Origin of the sequence: Streptomyces sp. NPDC051183 (assembly GCF_040682455.1) — a bacterium.
Lineage (GTDB): Bacteria > Actinomycetota > Actinomycetes > Streptomycetales > Streptomycetaceae > Streptomyces.
Window position 1 is genome coordinate 105,335 of sequence record NZ_JBFBBA010000030.1, and the last position, 10,002, is coordinate 115,336.

13 protein-coding genes are annotated in these 10,002 nt (G+C 71.5%); 12 read left to right on the plus strand and 1 reads right to left on the minus strand.

The features are described from left to right. Nucleotides 1–249: 249 nt before the first annotated feature. Nucleotides 250–507, plus strand: coding sequence for a hypothetical protein (locus tag AB0M99_RS25240; protein ID WP_365924139.1), 258 nt, complete (start codon nucleotides 250–252; stop codon nucleotides 505–507). A 100-nt stretch (nucleotides 508–607) separates the two neighbouring features. Further along, nucleotides 608–1,348, plus strand: coding sequence for an NUDIX hydrolase (locus AB0M99_RS25245; protein ID WP_365924104.1), 741 nt, complete (start codon nucleotides 608–610; stop codon nucleotides 1,346–1,348). Nucleotides 1,349–1,363: 15 nt separating this feature from the next. On the opposite strand, the gene AB0M99_RS25250 is transcribed toward AB0M99_RS25245, so the two are convergent. After that, nucleotides 1,364–2,731: a hypothetical protein gene (locus AB0M99_RS25250; RefSeq protein WP_365924106.1), complete on the minus strand. Its 1,368-nt coding sequence runs from the start codon at nucleotides 2,729–2,731 to the stop codon at nucleotides 1,364–1,366. Between the two features lie 199 nt (nucleotides 2,732–2,930). Between AB0M99_RS25250 and AB0M99_RS25255 the strand changes: the two genes are divergently transcribed. The 10 genes from AB0M99_RS25255 (at nucleotide 2,931) to AB0M99_RS25300 (ending at nucleotide 9,907) form a co-directional block, all read left to right on the plus strand. Continuing rightward, a complete protein-coding gene (locus AB0M99_RS25255; protein WP_365924108.1) occupies nucleotides 2,931–3,722 on the plus strand; it encodes a fumarylacetoacetate hydrolase family protein in 792 nt (263 codons plus the stop codon). Nucleotides 3,723–3,781: 59 nt separating this feature from the next. After that, nucleotides 3,782–4,648, plus strand: a complete 867-nt coding sequence (locus AB0M99_RS25260; protein WP_365924110.1) for an acetaldehyde dehydrogenase (acetylating) — start codon at nucleotides 3,782–3,784, stop codon at nucleotides 4,646–4,648. A 14-nt stretch (nucleotides 4,649–4,662) separates the two neighbouring features. Continuing rightward, a complete protein-coding gene (gene dmpG, locus AB0M99_RS25265; protein WP_365924112.1) occupies nucleotides 4,663–5,691 on the plus strand; it encodes a 4-hydroxy-2-oxovalerate aldolase in 1,029 nt (342 codons plus the stop codon). Next, entirely contained in the window at nucleotides 5,688–6,668 is a 981-nt protein-coding gene (locus tag AB0M99_RS25270; protein WP_365924114.1) for a beta-ketoacyl-ACP synthase III, read from the plus strand. The genes dmpG and AB0M99_RS25270 overlap by 4 nt, the downstream gene beginning before the upstream one ends. Then, nucleotides 6,665–6,895, plus strand: a complete 231-nt coding sequence (locus tag AB0M99_RS25275; protein ID WP_365924116.1) for an acyl carrier protein — start codon at nucleotides 6,665–6,667, stop codon at nucleotides 6,893–6,895. Before AB0M99_RS25270 ends, AB0M99_RS25275 begins: the two co-directional genes overlap by 4 nt. Before the next feature lie 8 nt (nucleotides 6,896–6,903). Next, on the plus strand, nucleotides 6,904–7,749 hold the full coding sequence (locus AB0M99_RS25280; RefSeq protein WP_365924118.1) for a CoA ester lyase: 846 nt from the start codon (nucleotides 6,904–6,906) through the stop codon (nucleotides 7,747–7,749). After that, on the plus strand, nucleotides 7,746–8,276 hold the full coding sequence (locus AB0M99_RS25285) for a MaoC family dehydratase (RefSeq protein WP_365924120.1): 531 nt from the start codon (nucleotides 7,746–7,748) through the stop codon (nucleotides 8,274–8,276). The genes AB0M99_RS25280 and AB0M99_RS25285 overlap by 4 nt, the downstream gene beginning before the upstream one ends. Nucleotides 8,277–8,288: 12 nt before the next feature. Further along, nucleotides 8,289–9,461, plus strand: a complete 1,173-nt coding sequence (locus AB0M99_RS25290; RefSeq protein WP_365924122.1) for a GNAT family N-acetyltransferase — start codon at nucleotides 8,289–8,291, stop codon at nucleotides 9,459–9,461. Nucleotides 9,462–9,539: 78 nt separating this feature from the next. After that, nucleotides 9,540–9,707: a hypothetical protein gene (locus tag AB0M99_RS25295; protein ID WP_365924124.1), complete on the plus strand. Its 168-nt coding sequence runs from the start codon at nucleotides 9,540–9,542 to the stop codon at nucleotides 9,705–9,707. Next, nucleotides 9,704–9,907: a hypothetical protein gene (locus tag AB0M99_RS25300; protein WP_365924126.1), complete on the plus strand. Its 204-nt coding sequence runs from the start codon at nucleotides 9,704–9,706 to the stop codon at nucleotides 9,905–9,907. Before AB0M99_RS25295 ends, AB0M99_RS25300 begins: the two co-directional genes overlap by 4 nt. Nucleotides 9,908–10,002 lie beyond the last annotated feature (95 nt).

Consider the following 10,002-nt stretch of genomic DNA (forward strand, 5'->3'; position numbering starts at 1 on the left):
CCGTACACGTGCGCGAGACAATCGCACGACATAGCGGCTGAGTTGAAGTCGACAGGCGTGACCGCGTACACATAGGACAACGGGGTCTCCTTGGGCCGCTCGGTGAGGTTCGCACCTCCGAGCTACCAAGGGGCCCCGCCTTCATGCGCCGGCCAACCGAAGATCACCCGCCCGGAAAACGCGTTCGACCCACACGTTCCATGATCGGTTGAGATACGGCTTCTCAAGTCCGGTGAAAACCTGTGGGGCATCGCTGATGAGCACGGCGACCCTGAGGACTGGCCGAAGATCTTCGAGGCCAACCGGGGCAAGCCGCTGCCCGGCGGCGGGACGTTCGACAACCCGGACCTGATCGTCCCCGGGCAGAAACTCACCCTCCCCACGGCAACCGCCCCGGCCCCCGCTCCCGACAGCCAGCCCGCCCCGGATACCAAGACGCCCCCGAAGCCGGAGACGGCGAAGGACACCCCCACGCCGGCGGCATCCCGCACCCGCCCCACCCTGTGAACTCCGCTGGCAGCGCGATGCCCCCTGGTCCGGGGCGCTGCCAACGGCCAGCGCCCCGGACCAGGTCACCGTCCGGCTGCGCTCGTCCTACGATGGGCTGGTGACCGAGACGCTGCCCTCCTTCGGCTTGGAGCTGTTCGACGTTGATCGGATCCGCCTGAAAGAGGTATCGGAGCCGCCGCTGTCAGCGTCGGCGCAAGCTGCCAGAGACCGCGTGTGGGACCTGGCCGTCGAGGCCAACCCAGACCTCTTCGACGGACCGGTGGTGGCCTGTGCGGAGCTGAAACAGGCTGCCCCGAGCGTCCTGTGTCTGTCCTGGGCGGCGGTGACGTACCGCCACTACGCCCTTCGCCGGGTACCCGGCGCTACAGCACTGCCGTCGCTTTTCGTGAACGTCGTCCAGCCGGTCGAGGACGGTCGTGTGCTGGTGGCCAGGATGTCGACTTCGACGGCCGCGCCCGGTCGCTGGCAGCTTCCGGGCGGTTCCGTAGAGCCGCCTGGGGCCGACGAAGTGCTGGACGAGCCGGCTTTGGTTGGCCAGGCCGGGCGTGAGCTGATCGAGGAAGTGGGCATCGACGTACCCGCCGAGGCGCTCAGGCTGTGGGTTGTTACCCGTGGGGAAAACGGCAGCGTCGGCCTGACCTACCTGGCACCGCCGCTGCCCGAAGCCGTGGTTCGCGAGGCCTTCGACGAGGCCGTGGCCGCCGAGCGGGCCCGCGGGCATGAGCCCGAGCTCGATGCCATCACGCTGGTGCGCTCCCCGGAGGACCTGATCGCTCTGGCCGGGCCACGGGCGGACTACCTCGCCCCGATCGTCCGGCGATACGCCGCCAGCTTCTGATCCTGTGGGAGGGGTTCAGGCGCCCGCGAGGAATTCACGGCCGCGCTCGTCGAGGTCGGCCACGCAGCGCAGGCCCCGGGCGCGGAAGCGGGCCAGGTCGCCGCGCATCCGCGAGACTGCTTTGCGGGTCCGTACGGAGCGGACGCCGCCCATGTGGTCGATGGCCCGGTGCCAGGTGGCGCACGCCTGCTCGATACTGCCGCGCTTGAGGTGCATCTCGGCGCCCGCGACCAGGTCCAGGGCGACGATCCGCGCGTAGGTGGAGGACGGGCGGGCCGTGGCGGCCAGCCCGTACTGCTCGGCGGCGGCGCGGTGGTCGCCGATGGTCTCGTGGACCTTGGCGGTGCGGGAGTACACGGACGCGGCCGGCGGCCCCCAGGCCAGCGCCCAGAACGGCACCTCGTCCCCGGTTGCGCCGGTCAGCAGGGTGCGGGCGTGTTCGGCGGCGGCCAGGGCGGCGCGGTGTTTGCCGCTCTTGGCGAGGGTGTGGGCGTGGACGACGCGGAAGAGGGCTTCGGTCTGGGCGTCGACGTGGCCCTTGGCCCGGTTCAGGCCGGTCTCGGCCAGCCCCAGGCAGTGCTCGGGGCGGTGGAGTTTGAGGCCCTGCATGGCCATGGTGCGCATCACGAACCCGTCGTGCCCGCGAAGGCCCGATTCGGTGGCCAGGGCGTAGGACTGGAGGTAGTAGCGCTGGGCGAGTCCTTGCTGGCCAGCGTCGTAGGACTTCCAGCCGAGCAGGTGCACGCCGCGGCTGGCGGCGGAGAGCATGTGCTGGCGGACCTCGTCGGTGCGGAACCGGGCCCGGCACAGCGGGGCGACGTCGTCGCGGAGGTAGGTGACGAGGGCGCTGCGGCCGTGCTGTCCGCCGTGGCGTTCGTCCATTTCGGAGAACGCGTTGATCATGTCGCGAACGGCGGCGACTTCGGCCATGCCGACGGTGTGGCCGGTGCGGGCGGCGGCGGTGCGGGCGGCGATGTCCTGGACGTGGGCCAGAGGCAGGGCGGCGGCTGCCACGGAGTAGGCGGAGGCCGTCAGGAAGCGGCGGCGGTCCAACTCGTACCTCCACATGGGCAGCAGGGCGTCCAGCGGGTCGATTCCGAGGGACAGTCCGATGGTGTCACTTTCGGCCTCGGCTGTGGAGGGCAGTCCGAGGTCGGCGGGGGTCAGCAGGCGCCCCAGGCGCCGAGAGAGGGCCACCGCGAGGAAGCGGGGGGTGTCCCCGCGGGGTGCGGAGCCGCCGATCCAGTGCTCGATGTTCGACTTGTTCGTGCGTAAGCGTGCGCCGCACTCGGCCGCGACGGCGCAAACGGCCTTGGCCAGCGCCTCGTAGGTGAGGCCGGATTCCGCGATGAGGGCTCTGAGCTGGTCGTTCGGCGTGCGCATGGTCATGGCACCTGCCTGGGATATACGCGATATACCGCTTGGCCTGCCCGTCACCGTACCGCTGCGCGGCGCCCGGCGGTTGACTCTTCATCAGGCCCGAGCCCGGCGGCCGGCGTCCCGTATAGACGCCGCCCCGGATCTGCTCCCGTGCCCACGTCTGCGAGCCCTACGGATGCCCCATGCCCTGGGAGGGATCTTCATGGATGAGTCTGATGAACGCTGGGTCACCGCCGCTGCGGCGGCGCTGCTGGCTGCGGAGGACGAGAACGTGCCGGTCGAGCCGCTGACCCGGAGCCGTCCCGGCCTGCCGCTGGAGACCGCCTACCGCATCCAGGCGGCCACCGTGGCCCAGCACGTGGCGGCCGGCGCCCGGGTCGTCGGGTACAAAGCCGGCGCCACCTCCAAGGCCATCCAGGAACAGGCGGGCGTCGACGAGCCGGACTCCGGTGTCCTCCTGGACGACATGGTGCTGACCACCGGCAGCACCGTGCACCGCTCCGTGCTGATGCAGCCGCGGGTGGAGGCCGAACTGGCCTTCCGGCTCGGCAGCGACCTGCACGGGCCTGACGTCGCCCTGGAAGAAGCGCGGGCAGCGGTGAAGGAGGTGTTCCTCGCCCTGGAGGTGATCGACACCCGGTTCACCGACTGGCAGATCACCATCGCGGACAGCATCGCCGACAACGCCTCCTGCGGGCGGGTGGTCACCGGCCCCATGGTGCCCCTGGACGAGGACCTGGACCTGGCGGCCGAGCCGCTCGTCGTCAGCGTCAACGGCACCGCCGTCGCCACGGGTGAGGGACGGGCGGTCCTGGGCGACCCGCTGCTCGTCCTGGTCTGGCTCGCCGAACGGCTGCACCGCTTCGGCGAAGGTCTGCGGGCCGGTCAGCTAGTCCTGGCCGGCGCCGTGCACGCGAGCCTCCCGCTGGAGGCAGGAAGCACGGTCCGCGCCCAGTCGCCGCACCTGCCACCGGTCGAGCTGCGCGTCCGGTAACGAGTCCGGCACCGCTTCTCTGCATATCCACCCTTCTCCCCTGAACGAAGGAGCGGCCGATGGCTGCTGAAGAACGAAGGCGCGTCGCCGTACTCGGCGCGGGTCTGATCGGCGTCGACCTCGCAGGCAAGATCGCCCGGTCGTCGAAGCTGGAGCTGGCCCTGGTCGCAGGGCGCAACCGGGACAGTCTGGGCCTGCGCCGGGCGGCACAGATGGGCCATCCCACGGCCGCGGGCGGTGTCCGCGACGTGGTGGAGGCGGGAGCGTTCGACGTCGTCTTCGACGCCACCAACGCCGACAGCCACCCCGAGCACTGGGCGGCGCTGCGGCCGACCGGCACCACCTTGATCGACCTGACCCCCACGAGTCTGGGCACGGTCACCGTGCCGGGGATCACGGAATACCGCTCGGCGGCTCACCGGCACCTCAACCTCGTCAGCTGCGGCGGCCAAGCCTCCATCCCGATCCTCCACGCCATTGCCCAGCGCTGCGCCCCGGCCTACATCGAGGTGGTCTCCACGGGGGCGAGCGCGAGCGCCGGTCCGGCCACCCGACTCAACCTCGACCAGTACATCGCCACCACCTCGGCCGCGATCCGGGCCTTCACCAGCACCCGGGAGGCGAAGGTGATGGTGAACATCAGCCCCGCCCGGCCCGCCCCGCCGTTCCGGGTGGTCATGACCGTCCTCGCCGACAACTTCCGCCCGGCGCCGGTGCGTACGAGCATCGGGGCCGCCGCCGACGCGGTCCGTGTGTACGTGCCCGGATTCAGGGTGACCTCCCTCGCGGTGGACCCCGGCCGGATCCAGGTCGTGGTGGAAGTGACCCCTTCCGGCCGCCACCTGCCCCGGCACGGCGGAAGCGTCGACATCATCAACGCCGCTGCCGTGTTGCTCGCCGAGCAGTCCGCCGTCTCCTCCCGATGAAGGGATCCATGCTTGTGAGCAGCACGCCGAACGATCCCCGTCCCCCCGTTGTGATCCACGACCCGACGCTGCGCGACGGGCACCACGCGGTCGGCCACCAGCTCGACGCCGACCAGCTCCGCGCCTACGCCACCGCCGCGAACGCGGCCCGGGTGCCGGTCGTGGAAGTCGGCCACGGCAACGGCCTGGGCGCCTCCAGCCTCCAGATCGGCCGCGCCCTCCTCGACGACGCCACGATGCTCGCCACCGTCCGCGAAGCCCTCACCTCCTCGAAGATGGGCGTCTTCATGGCCCCCGGCTGGGGCACCTCCGACGACCTGACGGCCGCCGTCCACCTCGGCGCCGACGTCGTACGCATCGCCGCGCACTGCACCGAGGCCGACGTCACCGAACGCCACCTCGGAACCGCCCGCGCCATCGGCGCCGAAGCCCAAGGCGTCCTGCTCATGAGCCACATGGCCAGCCCCGAGCGCCTCGCCGAGCAGTGCGCCCTCATGGTGAAGTACGGCGCGCAGGCCGTCGGCATCATGGACTCCGCCGGCCACTACCTGCCCGGCGACGTCGCCGCGCGGATCCACACCATCGCCGCAGCCGTGGACGTCCCGGTCATCTTCCACGGCCACAACAACCTGGGCCTGGCCGTGGCGAACTCGCTGGCCGCCGTCGACGCGGGGGCGTCCGTCATCGACGCGACCGCCCGCGGGTTCGGTGCCGGAGCGGGCAACACCCAGCTCGAAGCCCTCGTGGCCGTCCTCGACCGGCGCGGCATCGACACCGGGATCGGCCTGCGCGAGATCCTGTCCGCCGCCGACGTCGCCGCCGACCACCTGATGAAGGCCCCGCCGTCCATCGACTCCATCGCGGTGGCCGGCGGGCTGGCCGGAGTGTTCTCCGGGTTCAAGCGCCCCGTCCTGGAAGCCGCCCGCACCGAAGGCGTCGACGCCATCGACCTGTTCCTCGCCCTCGGCGAGCGGCAGATCGTCGCAGGGCAGGAAGACCTGATCGGCGACGTCGCCCGGCAGATCAAGGCGGGCACACGATGACCCGGGCCGCCGTTGTGGCCGCCGTCGGCTCCGCGCTCCCTCCGTCCATCGTCTCCAACGAGGACCTGACCGCGCGCCTTGACACCACCGACGAGTGGATCCGCTCGCGGACCGGCATCACCCGCAGGCACGTCGCCGGAGCGGAGCAGTCCACCGCCGACCTCGCCGTGCGGGCCGCCACCCAAGCCCTGACCAGCAACGAACCGGACCACGTGGACGCCCTGGTCCTCGCCACGACCACGCCGAACCGCTGCTGCCCGGCCACCGCGCCCACCGTCGCCACCCGCCTCGGACTCACCGGCATCCCCGCCTTCGACCTCGCCGCCGGCTGCACCGGCTTCCTCTACGCGATGGCCACCGGCGCCGGACTCATCGCCGCCGACACCGCGCGCACGGTCCTCGTCATCGGGGCGGACCGCCTGGCCAGCCTCCCCCACCCCGACGACCGCACCACCGTCCCCCTGTTCGGCGACGGCGCCGGCGCCCTGCTGCTGCGCCGCGGCACCGCAGACGAACCGGGGGCGCTCGGCTCGGTCGTGCTGGGCAGCGACGGCACCGGCGCGGACCTGATCCGCGCCGACCACCCCGGCGCCCTCCACATGGACGGAGCCGACGTCTTCCGCCACGCCGTCGACCGCATGACCACCGCCTCCCGGCAGGCCGCCACCGCCGCCGGATGGGACCTCGGCGACGTCGACCGGTTGGTCCCGCACCAGGCCAACCACCGCATCACCTCCTTCGTCGCCCGCCAGCTCGGCGTCCCCGCGGACCGCCGGCTCGGCAACGTGGCCGAGGTCGGCAACACCGGGGCCGCCTCCATCCCCCTGCTGCTGGACCGGGCCTCGTCCGACGGGTACCTGAAGCCCGGACACCGCACCCTGCTCACCGCGTTCGGCGCCGGACTGACCTGGGGCGCCCTCACCCTCACCTGGCCCGACCTCTCCCGCACCCGCCGCCTGGAAGGAGCCCCGGCATGACCGGTGACCTCGCCCGCATCCTGACCGACGACCTGGGTCTGCCCGCTGACGGGCTGGCCGACGACGCCAGCCTCGACCACGCCGGCTTCGACTCCCTCGCCGTCGTCGAGCTCTCCGTCCTCCTCACCGACCGATACGGCATCGACGTCACCGACAGCGACATCAAGACCGCCGCCACCCTCGGCCAGCTCGACCTCCTCATCACCACCAAGCGCACCGGAAGGTAGACCACCCCATGACTCACACCAGCCGCCGGCCCGGACGGGCCTGGATCATCACCCCCGGCCTGCGCACCGACCGCTTCGAGGCCGCCCGCGCCTCGGGCGCCTCGGTCGCCGTCGTCGACATCGAGGACTCCGTCGCCCTCCCCGACAAGGCGACCGCCCGCACCGCCTCTGAAGCCTTCTTCGCCCTCCCTGAACCGCCGTGCACGCTCGGGATCCGCATGAACAGCCTCACCACCCTCGACGGCATCAAGGACCTCGTCGCCCTCGCCGCCTACGCCTCCCGTCCCGATCTGATCGTGGTCCCCAAGGTGGAATCCGCCCGCGATGTCGAACTCGTGGCCGCCGCCCTGGACGCCGACGGCTACACCCCCGACATCTGGGCCCTGATCGAAACCCCTCGTGCCCTGAACGCGCTCCCCGAGATCACGCACGCACCCCGCCTCGGCGGCGTCATCTTCGGCTCCGCCGACTACGCCGCCTCCGTCCGCTGCGGCCTGGACTGGGACGCCCTGCGCTACGCCCGCTCGGCCCTCATCAACGCCGCCACCGCCGCGAACATCCCCGCCATCGACGCCCCGACCTGGGAAATCGACGACCCCGACGCCCTGCGCCGCGACGCCGAACGCGCCAAGGAACTGGGCTTCTACGGCAAGGGCTGCGTCCACCCCCGCCACGTGAAGGTGATCGACGACGTCTTCACCCCCACCGCCCAGGAGATCGCCGAGGCCCGCGCCATCGTCGCGGCCGCCGACGCCAGCGGCGGCTCGGTCACCACCGTCGACGGCCACATGCGCGGCACCCCCTTCTTCAACGCAGCCCGCGCGTTGGTCGCCGAAGCGGACCGGGCATCATGAGCACCGTTCTGCCCCACGGATACCGCGCCATCGCCGAAGAGCGGATCCGGGAGAGCGTCGGCCTCTCCTACGACGAGCTCGCCCCCGGCCTGGTCATCGAGCACCGGCCCGGTCGGACCGTCACCGAACTCGACAGCCTCCTCGGCGCCGCCCTGAGCGGCAACGTCGCCCCCATCCACACCGACGCCCACTACAGCAGCCAGACCCGGTGGGGCCGGATCCTGGTCTGCTCCGGCGTCACCCTCAATCTCGTCGCCGGGATGACCGTCCGCAGCATCAGCGGCCTGACCACCGCCAACCTCGCCGTCGACCGCGTCCGCTTCACCGCCCCCGTCCACATCGGCGACACCCTCTACGCCGAAACCAGGATCCTCACCCGCCGCGCCTCGGAAAGCAGCCCCGGCACCGGGGTCATCACCTGCCACACCACCGCGCGCAACCAGACGGACACCAACGTCATGGCCTTCAGCCGGACCTTCCTGGTCCCCCTGGATGCCGACACCGTCCGCGACGCCACCAACTATTAGAAGGGCGGGCCCGTGAACCATCCGCTGACCTTCACCGCGGCCGACGGCGGCCTGTGGGAGCAGTACGACCAGCTCGCCGCCCGTGCCTACGGACACCCGATCTCCGACGTCACCCACCTGCGCGAGCACGCCGACCTCCAGGTCGCCCTCCGCGGCGGCCGCGTCGTGGCCGGCGGCCTCGGCCTCCTCGTCGACCAGTTCTTCGGCGGCGCCCCCGTACCCAGCGCCTGCCTCGGCGACGGCTGCGTGGCCCCCGAAGAACGCGGCGAGCACCTGGCCGCCGACATGGCCACCGAGCGCCTGCGGCCCCTCATCGACCGCGGGGCGGTGATCTCCACCATCGTCACCTCCTCCACCGGCTACGCCCGGCGCCTCGGCTGGGAAGCCCCGGTCGACGTCTTCGCCTGGGCCGTGGCCACCGACGACCTCAAGAAGTCCTTCACCGGCGAGGACTTCGAAGTCGAACACGGACTCAGCGACGAAGCGGCCACCCTCCAGCACCAGCTCGCCCGACAGTGGAACGGACCTGTTCACCGCTCCGCATGGTGGACCCGGTGGAAGCAGGAAAAGAGCAACCTGACCACGTACCGCTTCGCCCGCCCCGGCCTCCCCACCGCCGGCCTGCTCACCCTGACGACCAAACGGCACGAGCGCCACGGCATGAGCTTGGTCGTCCACGACTTCTGGGCCGCCAGTCAGCCCACCGCCTCCGCGATGCTCGCCTTCCTCGGCCGACACAACACCCGCGCCCGTACTATCACCTTCCGCCGCGGCGCCCTCCCGCCCTACCCCGCCCTGCTCCACAACCTCCGCCACCACCGCACCACCGCAGAGTCCTGGCACCCCTGGATGATCCGCATCCTCAACGCACCCGAAGCCATCCGGCTGCGCGGCTGGCCCGCCGACCTCACCACCACGATCCACGTCGAGATCGAGAACCCGACCTGCGACGGCTGGGACCGATGGCTGCTCCACGTCAAGAACGGGTGCGCGGAACTCACCCCCACGTCCAGCGCGGGAAAGGTCAATCTGACCCAGCGGCAGCTCGCGGTCTGGTACGCCGGTGGCTACCGAACTGCCACCAGTGCCCGAATGGCCGGAGTTCAAGCTGCGTCTGAACATGAACTCGCGAGCCTGATCCGGAGCACGACGGATCACGAGCCGTGGCTTCCGGACCACTTCTAGGGCCCGGTCCAGCCAACCGCGCTGGACGGCGTACGGGACAGGGGGCCTGCAGGCGGTGTCTAACCGCCGGACAGCCCCATGGGGACCCTCGGCGCCGTCGCCGTCCCGGCGTGGATCTCCAAAGACCGTCCTATTCCCGGCATACCGCCCACCGTCGGGTGCCAGCATGTCCACGTGGCCGCCACCCTCGCCGACGCGGCCGCCCTCATCCGCACCCTCAACACCCCCGAAGGGACCACGTCATGAGCCTGTTCACCGGGACCTTCAGCTACTACCGCCAGTACCGCCCCGGCATCCCCGACGACCTCGCGAACCGCCTCGCCGCCTACGCCCCCGACCGCCGGCCGCGGCGCCTGCTGGACGTGGGCACCGGCACCGGCCTGGTCGCCGAAGCCCTCATGCCGGTGCTGTCACGTTGTCGGTGGGGTGATCGTCTGAGGGCGTGAGGAAGCCGTTGGCGGCTGGTTGCTCAGGCTTCGGAGGGCACGCCGGCGGCGCCGGTGATCTGGTCCCAGATCGTGAAGCGGACCCTCATTTCGAA